At 68.6% G+C, this 17,645-nt stretch carries 7 protein-coding genes and 2 pseudogenes; 3 read left to right on the top strand and 6 right to left on the bottom strand.

Annotated elements, in window-relative coordinates:
• Positions 1-56 precede the first annotated feature (56 nt).
• Positions 57-599 carry a hypothetical protein gene (locus KIV56_RS02760; RefSeq protein WP_281535068.1) on the top strand — a complete coding sequence of 181 codons (543 nt, stop codon included), beginning with the start codon at positions 57-59 and terminating at the stop codon, positions 597-599.
• Positions 600-612: 13 nt separating this feature from the next.
• Complete coding sequence (locus KIV56_RS02765; protein ID WP_281535069.1) at positions 613-2,808, top strand: ATP-binding cassette domain-containing protein; 2,196 nt, start codon at positions 613-615, stop codon at positions 2,806-2,808.
• Positions 2,809-3,608: 800 nt separating this feature from the next.
• Here the strand turns inward: KIV56_RS02765 and metH are convergent.
• Both metH and KIV56_RS02775 read right to left on the bottom strand, forming a co-directional pair.
• Positions 3,609-7,147 (bottom strand): annotated as a pseudogene (gene metH, locus KIV56_RS02770) (methionine synthase).
• An 89-nt stretch (positions 7,148-7,236) separates the two neighbouring features.
• Positions 7,237-7,968, bottom strand: a complete 732-nt coding sequence (locus KIV56_RS02775) for an NAD(P)H-hydrate epimerase (protein WP_281535070.1) — start codon at positions 7,966-7,968, stop codon at positions 7,237-7,239.
• 79 nt (positions 7,969-8,047) lie between these two features.
• On the opposite strand from KIV56_RS02775, the gene KIV56_RS02780 reads away from it, so the two are divergent.
• Positions 8,048-8,830 carry an alpha/beta fold hydrolase gene (locus KIV56_RS02780; RefSeq protein WP_281535071.1) on the top strand — a complete coding sequence of 261 codons (783 nt, stop codon included), beginning with the start codon at positions 8,048-8,050 and terminating at the stop codon, positions 8,828-8,830.
• Positions 8,831-8,895: 65 nt separating this feature from the next.
• Here the strand turns inward: KIV56_RS02780 and pyk are convergent, their stop codons facing one another.
• The 4 genes and pseudogenes from pyk to lgt all read right to left on the bottom strand — a co-directional run bounded on the left by pyk (position 8,896) and on the right by lgt (position 17,585).
• Complete coding sequence (gene pyk, locus KIV56_RS02785; protein WP_281535072.1) at positions 8,896-10,341, bottom strand: pyruvate kinase; 1,446 nt, start codon at positions 10,339-10,341, stop codon at positions 8,896-8,898.
• A 106-nt stretch (positions 10,342-10,447) separates the two neighbouring features.
• Positions 10,448-11,906: pseudogene (locus KIV56_RS02790) on the bottom strand (glutamate synthase subunit beta).
• Complete coding sequence (gene gltB / locus KIV56_RS02795) at positions 11,899-16,380, bottom strand: glutamate synthase large subunit (protein ID WP_281535073.1); 4,482 nt, start codon at positions 16,378-16,380, stop codon at positions 11,899-11,901. Before gltB ends, KIV56_RS02790 begins: the two are co-directional and overlap by 8 nt.
• A 221-nt stretch (positions 16,381-16,601) precedes the next feature.
• A complete protein-coding gene (gene lgt, locus KIV56_RS02800; RefSeq protein WP_281535074.1) occupies positions 16,602-17,585 on the bottom strand; it encodes a prolipoprotein diacylglyceryl transferase in 984 nt (327 codons plus the stop codon).
• Between the last annotated feature and the right edge of the window lie 60 nt (positions 17,586-17,645).

Below are 17,645 nucleotides of genomic sequence, written 5' to 3' on the forward strand. Positions count from 1 at the left end.
CGCGTCTGACGAATTCCGATTCCGGCTTGCCGCTCAGTATTCTGGGGGGCATGAAGATGCCAGCACTCGTTACGCTCACCCTGCTCGGAGCGCTGGCGCTCAGCGGTTGCGCCACCGGCTCGTCCACCTCGACCGGCGCGACCGCCACGCCCGGAACCGCCGCAGCGGCCGCTCCCACGGAGTCTGCCTCGCCGGAGGCCTGCTCCGGTGTCAGGGTTGTCGTCGATTTCGGAACCCTCGCCGCACCGAAGATCACCGACTGCGTGGCGACGGCGACCACGATCGCCGCGAGCGACGTGATGAAGACCGCCGCGGTCTCGACCGAGGGAACCGTCCAGTACGGCGACCAGGTCGTCTGCCGCGTGAACGGGCGCCCCGCCGCCGACGAAACAGTCACGGTCACGGGCCAGGCCTCGTTCGTCGAATCGTGCCAGTCGATGGCACCCGCATACGCCTACTGGGCGCTGTGGATCCAGCCCACCCCGGGGGCGGCCTGGGAATACGCCCAGGAGGGCCTCGGCAGCCTCCAGGTGACGCCGGGACAGTCCCTCGGCCTCGTGTTCACCACGGGCACCGAGACCCCGACACCCGGCAGCTAAGGCTCCGACCCCGGTGTTCCGCTTCCGTCCGGCTCCCCTGCGCGCGGCCATGCTGCTCGCGCTCGGATTCATCGGTCTGCGGGTGGGCTATCGGTTGCTCTTCGGCGGAGGAGGCGGCGGCGGCGCGGTGCTGCTCGACCTGCCCCGCATCCCGCTCGCCGGCCCATTCAGCCACGTGGCGCTGTTCGGAACCGTCACGACGGGCGGAATCTGGAACGCGGCACTCAGCGCGCTCCCGGTCGCCGCGGTGATCGTCTTCTTCGGGGCGCTCAACGCGGTCGTCGACGTGAGCCGCCTGTTTGCCCGCGGCGCTCGCCGCGGGCCGCTGCGCACGGTGTCCCGCGCTCTCGTGATCGCGTGGGCCACGTTTCCCGCGCTGCTCGACTCGGTCAGGCGGGTCCGCCTGGCCGCCGCACTCCGTGGTGAGCGGACCGTGGCAGCGCTGCTGGTCCCGGTTTTCGAGCAGACCATCGAGCGTGCCCTGTCCCTCGCCGCATCGATGGAGACCCGCGGATTCGCGTCGACCAGGGCGGTGGACGGTGCCTGTGAGGTGCCCGTGCTCATGACGGATGCCGCGCTCGATTTCGACGGGGACTGGCGCCTCGAGCACCTCGACCTCGCGCTCGCCCCCGGCACGCTCACGGTCATCGTCGGGCCGACCGGTTCTGGCAAGTCCGGCCTGCTCCAGGCGATGAGCGGACTGTTCCAGCACTTCCACAATGGTCACCAGGCCGGCCGGATCGAGATCGGCGGCGCCGACCGGGCCGAGACTCCCCCGCGCGACACGGCCGGCTTCGTCGGCCTGGTGCCCCAGAACGTGCGGCTGTCCTTCGTCGCCGAGACCGTTACGGAGGAGATCGGTTTCGCTCTCGCCGTCCGCGGCCTCGCCGCGGTGATCGTGGAGCAGCGGGTGCGGGAGGTGGCGGAGCAACTCGGCATCACGCAGTTGCTTGCCCGCCCCGTCTCGGCGCTCTCAGCAGGAGAGGCCACCCTCGTCTCCCTCGGTGGCGCCCTGATCCGGCGTCCGGTGCTCCTGCTCATCGACGAACCGCTCGCCGAACTCGACCTCATCGCGAAGGACAGGGTCTACGTGGCGCTCGACCGGCTGGCCCACGAAGCCGGGGTCTGCGTCGTGGTTGCCGAGCACAACACCCGCGAATTCGGTTCGATCACGGATGCCTGGCTCGTGCTCGAGGGGCACCGCGCGCGCATGCTGCTGCCCGGTGAGCTCCCGCCCGGCCGGGTCGGCGACCACGGCCTCGCGACGCCGGGCGCTGGCTACGGACCGCCCGCCGAGGTGCCTGCCGACGAGGTGCCGGCCAACGAGGTGCCGGCCAACGCAGGGCCGCTCGCCGGCATCCACGGCCTGACGGTTCGACACGGTGACCGGACCGTCGTGGACGGGGTGTCCCTCGAACTCGCGGCCGGCGAGATCGTCGCCCTGGAAGGCCGGAACGGCGCGGGCAAGAGCAGCCTTCTGAACGCGCTCGCGCTGCCCCCGGCCCGCGGGACCGTGATCGTCGCCGGGCAGGACGTCGCTCTGCTGCCCCGGAAGACCCGGCGCCGGGCCGTCGCACTCGTACCGGAGAATTTCGACGACCTGTTCTTCGCCACGACCGTCGCGGACGAGTGCCGCCGCAGCGACCGGTCGACGGCGGACCGAAGGACCGGGAGAAGGGCGGGCCGGCGTGGCGGGCGAAGCGCGATGTCCGACCCGGGCTCCACCGCCGGGACGTTCGCGCGGCTTCTCGGCCACGACTCCGCCACAGCGGCACCGCTTCTCGAGCGCCACCCGCGGGACCTGTCGGCGGGCCAGCGGCTCTGCCTCGCGATCGCGATCCAGCTCGCAGCCGCACCTCGGGTGCTGCTCATCGACGAGCCCACCCGCGGCCTCGACGCCGCCGCCCGCGCGCTCGTGGGAGCGGCGCTGCAGCGCGCGTCCAACCGGGAATGCGCGGTGCTGTTCGCGACACACGACCGCGACTTCGCCCGGCACTTCGCCACCCGGGCACTTCACCTCGAGGCCGGACGGGTGACCGGCGCTGAGTACGGCGGCGCGGAAACCGGCGGCGAGTCCTCAACGGAACCGCGCTCGACGACGCGCACGACAACGGGAACGAAGACGGGAACGACGACGGGCACGGCCCCAGCCGCAGGAACTCTCGGCGCTGTCTGCACCACCGGCCCTGACCCGCGGGTGACCCAGTGAAGCGCAGAAGCGGTCGCTGGACATCCGCCGTTTTGTGGGGCGGCAGCCTGCTCGCCGCCGCGGGATTCGCCTGGCCGCTGTTCGCCGCCGCCGTACCCCGGGACGCGCAGGACGCCGTTCCGTTCATCGCGTTCGCTCTCGTGCCTGCCGTGATCGTCGCGCTCGCCCTCGTGGTGGACCGCGAAATGTACACCGCGAAGACGGTGGCCCTCCTCGGGGTGCTCGCGGCCGTCGGAGCCTGCGGTCCGGATCGCGGGCACGGGCGTCGGCGGTGTCGAGGCCGTGTTCATCCTGTTGATCCTGGCCGGTCGGGTCTACGGCGCACGGTTCGGCCTGCTGCTCGGACTGCTGACCATCGCGGTGTCTTCGGTGCTCTGGGGCGGGTTCGGGCCGTGGACCCCGTTCCAGATGTTCGCCTGCGGCTGGGTGGGCGCCGGAGCCTGCCCTGCTGCCGCGGCTCGGGAGCGAAGGTCGGGTCGGCCGGATGGGACCGCGCGCGGGCGCGCGCGTCGAGATCGCCATGCTCGCGTGCTACGGCGTCGTTGCGTCCTACCTGTTCGGGCTCGTGATGAACCTGTGGTTCTGGCCGTTCGCCGTTGGCTCGGGGACCGGCATCTCCTACTCCCCCGGTGCGTCCCTGGGCACGAACCTGGCTTCCTTCGGCCTCTACTCGCTCGTTACGTCGACGCTCACGTGGGACACGGTGCGAGCCGTGACGACAGTGCTCGGCATCTGCCTGGTCGGACCGGCGGCCCTCGCCGCCCTGCGCCGGGCCAAACTGCCCGGCGCGCGGCGCGACCCTAGACCGAGAAGTACTTCGCTTCCGGGTGATGGAACACGAAGGCATCCGTCGACTGCTCCGGATGAAGTTGCAGGCTCCTCGGACAGCACGACACCCATCCGCTCGGGCCTGAGCAGTTCGACGACCTTGCGGCGGTCCTCCATCTCGGGGCAGGCCGGGTAGCCGAGCGAGAAGCGGGCGCCGCGGTACACGAGCTTGAACATGCCGGCCACGTCGGTCGGGTCCTCGGCGCCAAGGCCGAGCTCCGCGCGCACGCGGGCGTGCCAGTACTCGGCGAGGGACTCGGTGAGCTGCATGGTGAGGCCGTTGAGCTCCAGGTAGTCGCGGTATTTGTTCGCGGCGAAGAGCTTCGCGGTCACGCTGTCGACATTGGCGCCGGCCGTGACGAGCTGGAGCGCGACGACGTCCACCTGGCCGGACTCGCGCGGGCGGACGAAGTCGGCGAGGCACAGGTGCCGGTCCCGTCTCTGGCGCGGGAAGGAGAACCGCAGCCGTTCGGTGCCGACCGGTCCGCCGGAACCGCCGTCCGGCGCGCGCAGGCCCGGCGTGCCGAGGCTTCCGTCCGGGTCGTCGCCGTGGTGCAGCACCACGAGATCGTTGCCCTCGCTGTATGCGGGGAAGTAGCCGTACGCGACGGAGGCGTCGAGCATGCCCTCTGCGAGGATCCGGTCGAGCCAGTAGCGCAGCCGCGGCCTGCCCTCGGTGTCGACGAGTTCCTGGTAACTGGCGCCATCTTCGGCCCGGCTGGGCTTGAGGCCCCACTGGCCCATGAAGGTCGCCCGTTCGTCGAGGAACGCCGAGTACTCGGCGAGGGCGACGCCCTTGACGATCCGGGTCCCCCAGAACGGCGGCACCGGCACCGGGTTGTCCGCGGCAACGTCGCTGCGCACCGGCATGGCGTCCGGCTCGGTGACGGTGAGCAGGCTGCGCTTGTGAATGCGTTGTTTCAGGGGCGGCAGCCCGACGGATGCCGGGTCGGCGCCGCGGGCGATGGCCACGAGCGGCTCCATCAGCTTCAGGCCCTCGAAAGCGTCCCGCGCATACCGGACCTGCCCGTCGAACAGGCCGGCAAGGTCTTCCTCGACGTAGGCGCGGGTAAGTGCTGCGCCGCCGAGGATGACGGGCCACTTCGTGGCGAGCCCCCGGTTGTTCAGTTCGAGCAGGTTCTCCTTCATGACGACCGTTGACTTGACGAGCAGCCCGCTCATGCCGATCACGTCGGCGTTGTGCTCCTCCGCTGCCGCGATGATCTCGTTGATCGTCTTCTTGATCCCGATGTTGACGACGTCGTAACCGTTGTTGGTCAGAATGATGTCGACGAGGTTCTTGCCGATGTCGTGCACGTCTCCGCGCACAGTCGCGAGCACCATCGTGCCCTTGCCCGCCGCTTCCGACTTCTCCATGTGCGGCTCGAGGAGCGCGACGGCGGCCTTCATCACCTCGGCGGACTGCAGCACGAACGGCAGCTGCATCTCTCCGCTGCCGAACCGGGCCCCGACGATCTGCATGCCGGCGAGCAGGTGCACGTTGACGATGTCGAGGGCGCTCATCCCGCCGGCGCGGGCGAGGTCGAGGTCGGCCTCGAGCCCCTTGGCCTCTCCGTCGATGATGCGACGTTCGAGACGCTCACCGACCGGCAGGGCCGCGAGCTCAGCGGCGCGCTCGTCCTTCAGTGCGGCGGAGTCGACTCCGGCGAACAGGTCGAGGAGAGCGGCAAGCGGGTCGTAGGTGAGGTTGCCGTCGACGTCGTACTCGCGACGATCCCAGACCAGGTCGAGCGCCACCTTGCGCCGGTCGTCCGGCACCGAGGCGAGCGGCACGATCTTGGCCGAGTTGACGATGGCGGAGTCGAGCCCTGCCGCAGTCGCCTCGTGCAGGAACACGGAGTTGAGCACTGACCTGGCCGCGGGGTTCAGTCCGAAGGACACGTTCGAGACCCCGAGCGTCGTGTGGATGCCGGGGTACTTCGCCTTGATCTGCCGGATCGCCTCGATCGTCTCGATGCCGTCCCTGCGGGTCTCCTCCTGGCCGGTGGCGATCGGGAAGGTCAGCGCGTCGACGATGATGTCCTCGACCCGCATCCCCCACTCGGTGACGAGGGTCTCGACGAGCCGGGTCGCGATGCGCACCTTGTGCTCCGCGGTGCGGGCCTGACCCTCCTCGTCGATGGTCAGGGCGATCACGGCGGCCCCGTGTTCCTTCACGAGCGGCATGATCCGGCCGAAGCGGCTGCCGGGGCCCTCGCCGTCCTCGAAGTTGACCGAGTTCACCACCGGGCGCCCGCCGATGAGTTCCATGCCCGCCTGCAGCACGGCCGGTTCGGTGGAGTCGACGACGAGAGGCAGCGTCGAGGCGCTCGCGAGCCGGGAGACGACCTGCCGGATGTCCGCGACGCCGTCGCGCCCGACATAGTCGATGCAGACGTCGAGCAGGTGGGCGCCGTCGCGGACCTGGGCGCGGGCGATGTCGACACAGTCGTCCCAGCGTTCCTCGAGCATCGCGTCGCGGAAGGCGCGCGACCCGTTGGCGTTCGTGCGCTCCCCGATCGCGAGGAAGGCACTGTCCTGATCGAAGCTGACGTGCTGGTACAGGCTCGCGACCCCGGGGTCCTCTTCGATCGCGCGCTCACTGACGGAGGCGCCGCGCAGGCGGTCGACGACCGCCTGCATGTGCGCGGGAGTGGTCCCGCAGCATCCGCCGACGAGGCCCAGCCCGAACTCCTTGACGAACTGTTCGTGCGCCGTGGCGAGCTGGTCCGGCGTGAGCGGGTAGCTTGCCCCGGTTGCCGTGAGCATCGGCAGGCCGGCGTTCGGCATGCACATCACCGGCACGTGCGAGTACCGGGCCAGATGACGCAGGTGTTCGCTCATCTCGGTGGGGCCGGTGGCGCAGTTCAGCCCGATCGCATCGATGCCGAGCGGCTCGAGCGCCGTGAGCGCCGCTCCGATCTCACTGCCCATCAGCATGGTGCCGGTCGTCTCCACGGTCACCTCGACGAAGATCGGCAGGCGGATGCCGGTCTCCGCGATCGCCTGCTTGCACCCGTTCACCGCTGACTTGGTCTGCAACAGATCCTGGGAGGTCTCGATCAGGAAGGCGTCTGCGCCCCCGCGGATCAGTCCGACGGCCTGCTCGGCGAAGGTCGCCTTGAGGTGAGCGTATGTGGTGTGGCCGAGGCTCGGGAGCTTGGTGCCCGGCCCCATCGAACCGAGCACCCAGCGCACCCGGCCGTCCCTCGCCTCGTAGTCCTCGACACTTTTCCTGGCGATGGCCGCGCCGAGCCTCGCGAGTTCCTCGATGCGGTCCTCGATGTCGTAGTCGGAGAGGTTCGACCAGTTGGCTCCGAAGGTGTTGCTCTCGACGGCGTCGATGCCGGTATCAAGGTACGCGCCATGGATCGCCTCGATCATGTCGGGACGGCTGACGTTCAGGATCTCGTTGCAGCCCTCGAGCCTGCTGGTAGTCGTCGAGCGTCGGGTTATGCTCCTGCAGCATCGTGCCCATCGCACCGTCGGCGATGACGACCCGTTCCTTCATCGTGTCGAGCAGGGCCTGCGACCGGGCCGGGCGCACCGCATCCACGAATTCGGGGGGCTGCACGGCATCGGATTTCACTGTCAGTTCACTCACCCGTCTAGAGTAGCGGCGCGGTCCCTGGCCGCGATTCGCTCGAGCTCAGGTGCGATTCCGATATCGGCAACGACGACCCGCCCGGCCAGCCCGGCGGCCGGCCAGCGGAGCAGTCCCGGTTTGCAGCCGCCGAAGGTCACGGTCACCGTCGCGGGCAGCACCGTCGGATCCGGCACGGCACCGTCATCCACGCCGACACCGCTCGGCAGGTCAACGGCGACGACGACCGGCTCCCTGCCGGTTCCGTCAGACGCCTGCGCGGCACCGGGGTGCAGCACGGCCAGGATCGCAGCCACGACTTCCCTGGCCCTGCCGCGGAGTGCTGGGTCCGTGCTCGTGCCCGTTCCGAGGATGCCGTCGAGGATCACGTCGCACGACGCCGCTTCCCGTGCGACAAGCGCGGGCGACTCCTCAGGACCGAGCGCCCGCGCACCGGCCGCCACCGCGGCGGCGAGGCCCTCCTCGTGCATCGTCCGCGCTGTCGGCGCCACGATGACCCTGGCACCCTCCGCCGCGAGCGACGCCGCCGCGAACAGCGCGTCTCCACCGTTGTTTCCCGTTCCCGCGAGGACAAGCAGCCCGGCGCCTCGCACCGTACCGCGGCGCGCCACGAGCAGCGCCGCCGTCTCCGCGGCCAGCGCGGTCGATGCCCGCTGCATCAGCGGAATACCGGCGGCGAGGTAAGGCTGCTCTGCCTCGCGCTGCTGGGCAGCGGTATACGTCTTCATGTCGCCAGATTACGTCTGACCCCGCCGACTCCGCTGCGGCGACCGTCCCCACCACTCCACCGTGGTCAAATGGTGACTGATGAACACACGAACAGCGCCCGACCATCGCTACGTCTATTCCGCGGACGGGGTGAACCTCGCGACCTACGAATTCGGCGATCCGGCTCACCCGACCGTGCTCGCCGTGCACGGCTTCGCGTCGAGCGCCGTGGCGAACTGGCACGCCACCGGCTGGACCAGGGACCTCCTCCGCGCCGGATTCCACGTGATCGCCATCGACCAGCGCGGCCACGGCCTCAGCGACAAGCCGCACTCCCCCTCCGCGTACTCGATGGACACGCTCGTCGCGGACGTGCAGCAGGTGCTCGACGCCTACCTGCTCGACGAAGTGGTGTACGCGGGCTATTCGTTGGGAGCGAGGGTCGGCTGGCAGGCAGCCAGGGAACTCGAGGGGCGCATCGTGCGGGCGGTTCTCGGCGGGATTCCCGACGGCGATCCGCTCACGCGGTTCCAGGTCGCGGATGCCCGCGCGCACATCGAGCACGGCGCCGAGGTGGGCGACCGGCTCACCGGCGCGTACCTGACCATGGCGAAGGCCCTGCCCGGCAACGACCTCGGGGCGCTCGTCGCACTCGTCGAGGGCATGCGCGGCGGACCCCAGCCCGGAGCCGACAATGCCCCGCCCCAGCCGCTCCTGTTCGCGACCGGGAGCGAGGATCGCATCCTCGAGGCTTCGCGGGCCCTCGCGGAGGCCACGCCTGCCGGGTCCTTCTTCGAGATCCCCGGCCGCAACCACTTCAACGCGCCGACTTCCCGCGCCTTCCGCGACGCGGCCATCGCGTTCCTGGGCGCGACGGGCTGATCCCGCCCGACACAGGAAAAGCCCCGCCGACCGGAACGGTCGACGGGGCTTTCCTTTCAACGGGACTACTGCTTGACGTATGCCGGAGCAACCTCGTTGTGGGCGTCGCCGATGCGGTGCACCCGGATGTCGTTCGTCGAGCCGGCGATTCCGGGAGGGGAACCGCTGATGACGACGACCTTATCACCGAGCTGGGCCAGGCCCTGGCCGAGCAGGATGTCATCGACCTGGCCGAACATGGAGTCCGTGTGCGTGACCCGGTCCACGAGGAACGTCTGTACGCCCCAGGTGAGCGCGAGGCGGCGGCGGATGCCGGGCTCGGGCGTGAAGGCGAGCATCGGGATCTTCGACCGCAGGCGGGACATCCGGCGGGCGGAGTCTCCGGATTCGGTGAAGATGCAGAGGAACTTCGCGTCGACGAACTCCGCGACCTCGATCGCGGCGAGGGTGATCGCCCCGCCCTGGGTGCGCGGCTTGTTCGTGAGCGGCGCGATGCGCTCCAGACCGTGGTCTTCGGTGGATGCGACAATCCGCGCCATGGTCTGAACCGTGACGACGGGGTATTCGCCGACGCTGGTCTCGCCGCTGAGCATGACCGCGTCCGCGCCGTCGAGAACGGCGTTCGCGACGTCGGACGTTTCCGCGCGCGTCGGGACCGGGCTGTGGATCATCGATTCGAGCATCTGCGTCGCGACGATGACCGGCTTGGCCATCCGTCGGGCGAGCTCGACGGCGTGCTTCTGCACGATCGGGACGGCTTCGAGCGGAAGCTCGACGCCGAGGTCGCCACGGGCGACCATGATCGAGTCGAAGGCGTCGATGATCTCTTCGAGGTGCTCGACGGCCTGCGGCTTCTCGATCTTGGCGATGACGGGGACCTTGCGGCCCTCCTCCGCCATGATCTCGTGCACGCGGGTGATGTCGGCCGCATCGCGCACGAAGGAGAGGGCGATCAGGTCGGTGCCGAGGCGGAGGCCCCAGCGCAGGTCTGCTTCATCCTTCTCGGACAGTGCGGGAACGTTGACGGCAACACCGGGCAGGTTGATGCCCTTGTTGTTCGAGACCGGGCCGGCGACGATGACCCGCGTCGTGACGACGATCCCGTTGGTCGCGACGACCTCGACCTTGACCTTGCCGTCGTCGATGAGGAGGAAGTCACCGGGCTTGACGTCGTTGGGCAGGCCCTTGTACGTCGTGCCGGAGAGTTCCCTCGTGCCGAGCACGTCATCCGTGGTGATCTTAAAGATGTCGCCGACGGCCAATTCATAAGGGCCGCCTTCGAACTTGCCGAGCCGGATCTTCGGGCCCTGCAGGTCCACCAGGACGGCGACCGCACGACCGGAATCATTCGCTGCCTTGCGGATGTTTGCGTAGACGGACTCGTGCACGGTGTAGTCACCATGGCTCAGGTTCATCCGGCAGACATCGACACCCGCGTCGATCAGGGCTCGAATTTGATCGTAACTGGCGGCTGCCGGCCCGAGGGTAGCGACAATTTTGGCGCGTCTCATTCTGAAAGTGCTCCGTTTTCCGCGCCGGGTAGGCGCATTCTTGATCTGTGGTTCTGGAGGCCGCTTGGTGGCGTCCTCCGGCTAATCGTTCGCTTCACAGGGACCGTTAGATGGCGAAGGCATGGTCGGTCGGTTTGACCGGAGCAGGTAGTTGTGTCTCACCTTCGAGGAATCGATCGACGGCGGCTGCAGCAGCACGACCTTCAGCGATCGCCCAGACAATGAGGGACTGTCCGCGACCGGCATCGCCGGCGACGAACACGCCTTCGTGGCTGGTTTGGTAGTTACCGTCTCTAACGACATTACTCCGCCCATCGAGCGGCACGTGCAGCTGGCTGGTGAGCTCCGTCGATTCCGGGCCGGTGAATCCGAGTGCGAGGAGTACGAGGTCCGCGGGGATTTCACGTTCCGTACCCGCCTTGGGCACGCGCCGGCCATCGAGGTACTCGGTTTCGGCGACGCGGATGGCGCGAACCTCGCCAGCCTCGTTGGAGAGGAACTCGATCGTCGAGGCGAGGTATTCGCGGGTACCGCCCTCTTCGTGGGCGCTCGAGACCTCGAACAGCGTCGCGTTCATCGGCCACGGCTGGTGTTCGGGCCGTTCGGTGCCCGGCTGCCTGCCGATCGCGAGGTTTGTGACGGATGCCGCGAGCTGGCGGTGCGCCGTCCCGATGCAGTCGGCACCGGTGTCTCCACCGCCCAGGACGACGACGTGCTTGCCCTCCGCGGTGATCTGGCTGTCGACCGCGTCGCCCGCGCCCGTGCGGTTCTGCTGCACGAGGTATTCCATGGCGAAGTGCACGCCGGGGAGGTCACGCCCGGGGACGGGCAGGTCGCGGGGCACGAGCGCGCCGGTCGCAACGACGACGGCGTCGTACCGGGCACGGAGGTCGTCCCAGGTGATGTCGACGCCGATGTTGACGCCGGCCCGGAACCGGGTTCCCTCCGCCGTCATCTGGGCGAGGCGCAGGTCGAGGTGCTTCTTTTCCATCTTGGAAGTCGGGGATGCCGTAACGGAGCAGGCCGCCGATCCGGTCGTCGCGTTCGAACACGGCGACGGTGTGGCCGGCACGAGTGAGCTGCTGGGCCGCTGCGAGACCCGCGGGACCAGACCCGACCACGGCGACCGTCTTGCCGGTCAGGCGCCCCGGCGGCTGCGGCTGCACCCAGCCCTTGGCGAAGGCCTGGTCGATGATCGAGACCTCGACCTGCTTGATCGTCACGGCCGGCTGGCTGATCGCGAGGACGCACGCCGACTCGCACGGGGCGGGGCAGAGGCGCCCGGTGAACTCGGGGAAGTTGTTCGTGGAGTGCAGGCGCTCGATGGCCTGCCTGCCTTCCTCGCGCCAGGTCAGGTCGTTCCATTCGGGGATCAGGTTGCCGAGGGGGCAGCCCTGGTGGCAGAACGGAACACCGCAGTCCATGCAGCGGCCGGCCTGGCGTTTGAGAACGGCGGCGTCTCCCTGTTCGTAGACCTCTTTCCAGTCCATCAGGCGCACGGACACCGGGCGGCGCGGCGGCAGTTCGCGCGCCGTCGTCTTGAGGAATCCCTTCGGATCAGCCATTGGTAACCTCCAGGATACGGTTCCAGACGATGTCGCCGTCGGGGTCAAGACCCTCGTCGACGGCGCTCTGCCTGGTCGCCAGGACGGCGGCGTAATCCCGCGGCAGCACCTTGACGAATGTGGACATGGTTGTTTCGAGATCCGCGAGGAGAGCCGCGGCGAGCACGGAATCCGTCTGGTCACGGTGCTGCTCGAGGAGATCGCTGACGATCGCCCTGTCGGCGCTGCCGAGCGGGAGGAGCGTGAGCTCCCCTGACTCGAGCGCCTGGCTGTTGACGTCCTCCGTGCGGAGTCCGTACACGTATGCGGTGCCGCCGCTCATGCCCGCACCGAGATTGCGCCCTGTCTGGCCGAGGATCAGGGCGAGCCCACCGGTCATGTATTCGAGGGCGTGGTCGCCGACGCCTTCGACGACCGCGGTCGCTCCGGAGTTGCGCACCAGGAACCGTTCGCCGACGATGCCGCGGATGAACATGCTGCCCTGGGTGGCGCCGTAGCCGATCACGTTGCCGGCGATGACGTTGTCCTCTGCAGAGAAGACGCTCGTGCGATCGGGGCGAACGACGATCTGTCCGCCGGAGAGACCCTTCCCGACGTAGTCGTTCGAGTCGCCTTCCAGCCTGAGCGTGATCCCGCCAGGCAGGAAGGCCCCGAAGGACTGTCCGGCCGACCCGGTGAGCGTCACGTCGATCGAGCCGGCCGGAAGGCCGTTCTCGCCGTGACGGATCGTCACCTCGTGGCCGAGCATCGTGCCGACGGCCCGTTCGGTGTTGCGGATCGGCAGGGCGATCTCGACCCGGCCGCCGTGTTCGAGCACGCTTCCCGCGCGTCGGATCAGTTCGTTGTCGAAGTGCTTGTCGAGTTCGTGTTCCTGGGGCCGGCCGGACTGTCTCGGCTCGGAGTCCGGGAAGTCCGGTCCGTCGAGGATGGGCGCGAGGTCGAGGCCCGCCGTCTTCCAGTGTTCGAGCGCCCCGTCGACATCGAGGATCTCGTGGTGGCCGACGGCCTCCTGGAGGCTGCGGAAGCCGAGTTCGGCGAGGTACTCGCGTACCTCCTGGGCGATGAACTCGAAGAAGTTCACGACGTGGTCCGCCTTGCCGGTGAACCGCTTCCGCAGTTCAGGGTTCTGGGTGGCGACGCCGACCGGACAGGTGTCGAGGTGGCAGACCCGCATCATGACGCAGCCCTCGACGATCAGGGGCGCGGTCGCGAAGCCGAACTCCTCCGCTCCGAGCAGGGCGCCGATGATGACGTCCCTGCCGGTCTTGAGCTGGCCGTCGACCTGCAGGACGACGCGGTCGCGCAGACCGTTGAGCATCAGGGTCTGCTGTGTTTCGGCGAGTCCGAGTTCCCACGGCGTGCCCGCGTGCTTGAGCGAGTTGAGCGGGCTCGCCCCGGTGCCGCCGTCGTGGCCTGAGATCAGGATGACGTCGGACAGCGCCTTGGCGACGCCGGCGGCGACCGCTCCGATGCCGGACTGGCTGACGAGCTTCGTGTGGATGCGTGCATCCGGGTTCGCCCGTTTGAGGTCGAAGATGAGCTGTTTGAGGTCTTCGATCGAGTAGATGTCGTGGTGCGGGGGCGGTGAGATCAGGCCGACACCCGCTGTGGCGTGCCGGGTGCGCGCGATCCAGGGGTACACCTTGGTCGGCGGCAGCTGGCCGCCCTCACCGGGCTTGGCGCCCTGCGCCAGCTTGATCTGGATGTCGTCCGCGTGCGACAGGTACATGCTCGTCACGCCGAACCGCCCGGACGCGACCTGCTTGACGGCGCTGCGGCGCTGCGGGTCGATCAGCCGGTCGAGGTCCTCGCCGCCCTCGCCGGTGTTCGACTTGCCGCCGATCCGGTTCATGGCGATCGCGAGGGTTTCGTGGGCCTCCGGGGAGATCGAGCCGTAGCTCATCGCACCGGTCGCGAAGCGCGTGACGATCGACGCGACGGATTCGACCTCGTCGAGGGGCACGGGGTGCCGCTTGTGCTTGTCGAAGGTGAACATGCCGCGGAGCGTCATGAGGCTCTCGGCCTGGTCGTCGACGAGCTTGGTGTACTCGCGGAAGATGTCGTAGCGGCCGGTCCTGGTCGCGTGCTGGAGCCGGAAGATCGTTTCCGGGTTGAACAGGTGCGGCGAACCGTCGCGGCGCCACTGGTACTCGCCGCCGGTGCTGAGGCGTTCGTGGGCCGTGACCGCCGCGTCCTCCGGATAGGCGGAGGCGTGCCGCGCTTCGTTTTCGGCGGCGATGACGTCGATGCCGATGCCGCCGAGCTTGCTCGTCGTTCCGGTGAAGTACTGGGCGACGAATCCCTGGCTGAGGCCGACGGCCTCGAAGGTCTGGGCTCCGGCATAGGACGAGACCGTCGAAATGCCCATCTTGGACATGATCTTGAGGACGCCCTTGCCGAGGGCCTTGATGACGTTGCGCACGGCCTTCTCGGGTGAGACGTTCGTGATGTACCCGCTGCGGACCAGGTCCTCGCAGGTCTCCATGGCGAGGTAGGGGTTGACCGCTGAGGCGCCATAGCCGATCAGGAGCGCGACGTGGTGCACCTCGCGCACGTCACCGGCCTCGACGACGATGCCGACCTTCATCCGGTTCTCGGTCCGGATCAGGTGGTGGTGCACGGCCGCGATCATCAGGAGCGATGGGATCGGTGCGAGGTCCTTGTTGGAATCGCGGTCGGAGAGCACGATGAAGCGGGCTCCGGCCTCGATCGCGTCGTCGACTTCGAGGCACATCGCGTCGATGCGGTCGGCGAGGGCGTCCGGACCGTCGTCGAAGCGGTACAGGCCGCGGATGGTCGAGGTCGTCCGGCTGCCGGGTGCCGGGTCGATGTGCTGGATCTTGGCGAGTTCGTCGTTGTCGATGACCGGGAAGTCCAGGACCACCTGGCGGGCGTGTTCCGGTCCGACGGACAGCAGGTTCCGCTCCGGCCCGAGGCCGAGCTTGAGGGAGGTGACGACCTCTTCGCGGATCGAGTCGAGCGGCGGGTTGGTCACCTGGGCGAACTGCTGGGTGAAGTAGTCGAAGATCAGCCGGGGCCGGTCGCTCAGCACGGCGATGGGTGTGTCGCTGCCCATGGCACCGAGGGGTTCCGCACCGGTGCGCGCCATCGGCGCGAGCAGGATGCGCACTTCTTCCTCGGTGTAGCCGAAGGTGCGCTGGCGGCGCACGACGGATGCCGGCGGGTGCACGATGTGCTCGCGCTCAGGCAGGTCCTTGAGGTTGATCCGACCGGCGTCGAGCCAGTCTCCCCACGGTTCCTTGGCGGCGAGTTCGGCCTTGATCTCGTCGTCCTCGATCAGCCGTCCCTCGACGGTGTCGACGAGGAACATCTTGCCGGGGCGGAGCCGGCCCTTGCGGACGACCCGGGCGGGGTCGATGTCGAGGACGCCGATCTCGCTCGCGAGCACGACGAGGCCGTCGTCGGTGATCAGGTACCTGCCGGGGCGGAGTCCGTTGCGGTCGAGGGTCGCACCGACGAGGGAACCGTCTGTGAAGACGATCGCGGCGGGTCCGTCCCACGGCTCCATCAACATCGAGTGGTACTCGTAGAACGCGCGACGTTCCTCGTCGAGCGCGGTCTGGTTCTCCCAGGCCTCCGGAACCATCATCATGACGGCGTGCGGCAGGGAGCGGCCGGAGAGGCTGAGGAGCTCGACGACCTCGTCGAAGGACGCGGAGTCGCTGCCGCCAGGGGTGACGATCGGCAGCAGGGGTGCCAGGTCTCCGAGCAGGGAGGATTCGAGCTGGGACTGGCGCGCGCGCATCCAGTTGCGGTTGCCCTGCACGGTGTTGATCTCGCCGTTGTGGGCGATCATGCGGAACGGCTGCGCGAGCGGCCAGGACGGGAAGGTGTTCGTCGAATACCGGGAGTGCACGAGCGCGAGCTTCGACACGAAGCGCGGGTCGGACAGGTCCGGGTAGAAGGGCTCGAGCTGGAGGGTCGTGACCATGCCCTTGTAAACCAGGGTGCGGCAGGAGAGCGACGCGAAGTACGTCTCGAGCTCCCGCTCCGCGCGCTTCCGGAGGCGAACCGTCTGGCGGTCGAGCGCGATGTCGGCGAGGCGCTCTCCGTCGTCGTCGATGCGCGTGCTCTGGACGAAGAGCTGCTGGATGGCGGGCATGGCCGCCCTCGCGAGGTTCCCGACCTCGTCTGGACGCACGGGGACCTCGCGCCAGCCGAGGATCTCGAGGCACTCCTCCTGGGCGATCCGGCCGATCTGGCGTTTCACGGCGCTGCGTTCGGTCGGGTCTGTCGGGAGGAACACGTTGCCGACCGCGTAGCGTCCGGCGCCGGGAAGCTCGAATTCGACGACCTCACTCAGGAAGTCGTGCGGGATCTGGGTGATGATGCCTGCACCGTCGCCGGTGCCGGCGTCGGAACCGACCGCGCCGCGGTGTTCGAGGTTGCGGAGGGCGTCGAGGGCGATCGTGATGATGTCGTGCCCGGCGGTTCCGCGGAGTGTCGCGACCATGGCGAGCCCACAGGCGTCCCGTTCGTCGGCAGGGGTTGTACAGCCCCTGGGGCTGGGGAACGGTGCTGAAGCGGGAAAAGAGGGGTGACTGCGGCATGGGACCGTCCTCAGAGGTAGCTGGCAAGTGGGGACGACGCTGGCCCGCGGGGGTGGAGATCATCTGCGTACAGTGGGCGCCGACCCGTCGTACCGGGAGGGAGGCGGGAGCCGGGTGTACGGTCTCAGGCCTGGAGGCGCGGGTTGCTGGTGCTTGTGGCTGCAACGTCGCCCGATGCGGCGGGTTCGACGGCCTCATCACCGTGGTCCTCGAAATCCGTATCAAACTCTTCAGATTCTACCTCAGGCACGGGGCGCTTCCATTCCCGACCTGTGCGATACACGCTGACTTCGAGTCCGGGGTGCCTGCGGCCCTGCACGACGATCAGGATGATGCCGAGGACCACGGCGATGATCGCGGCCCAGACGTTGGTGCGGATGCCGAAGAAGATCTCGCTCGGGTCGATGCGGATCGACTCGAAGAAGGTGCGGCCGAGGCCGTACCAGACCAGGTAGACGCCGAAGGCGCGTCCCCAGCGGAGCGTGATCCGGCGTTCGATCAGGAGGATGAGGATGACGCCGATCGTGTTCCAGATCATCTCGTAGAGGAAGGTCGGGTGGAACAGGGTGCCTGCCGGCAGCCCGACGGGGAATGCCGCGTTCGTCGACGGCACCTCGAGCCCCCAGGGCAGGGTCGTCGGCAGGCCGAACAGTTCGGTGTTGAACCAGTTGCCGAGGCGTCCCATGGCCTGGGCGATGAGCATTCCGGGGGCGAGGGCGTCCGCGAAGGACCAGAATTTCACCCCGGAGATCCGGCAGCCGATGTATGCGCCGACGGCTCCGCCGATGAGCGCTCCGAAGATGGCGTTTCCGCCGTTCCAGATTGCGAAGACTTCCCAGGGGTTCGCACCGGCGAAGAAGTAGTCGGCGGGGTGGGTGAGTACGTGGTACGCCCTGGCGCCGACGATGCCGAGCGGAACGGCCCAGAGGATGATGTCGAGTACGACTCCCGGCTCGCCGCCGCGGTTGCTGAGGCGCCTGCTCGTCATGACCGTCGCCGCGATGATGCCGGCCAGGATGCACAACGCGTACGCGTGCACCCGGAACATGCCGAGGTCGAAGTAGCTCCACTCGGGGCCTGGGCTCGGAATGCTCAGCAGAAAAGACACCTGGGTATTACCTTTCGTAGCGGGGAAGCGTGGGAGCTCGCCTCGGTCAACTTACCCTAA

It is taken from the genome of Cryobacterium breve, from assembly GCF_027594785.1.
Taxonomy (GTDB): Bacteria; Actinomycetota; Actinomycetes; order Actinomycetales; family Microbacteriaceae; genus Cryobacterium; species Cryobacterium breve_A.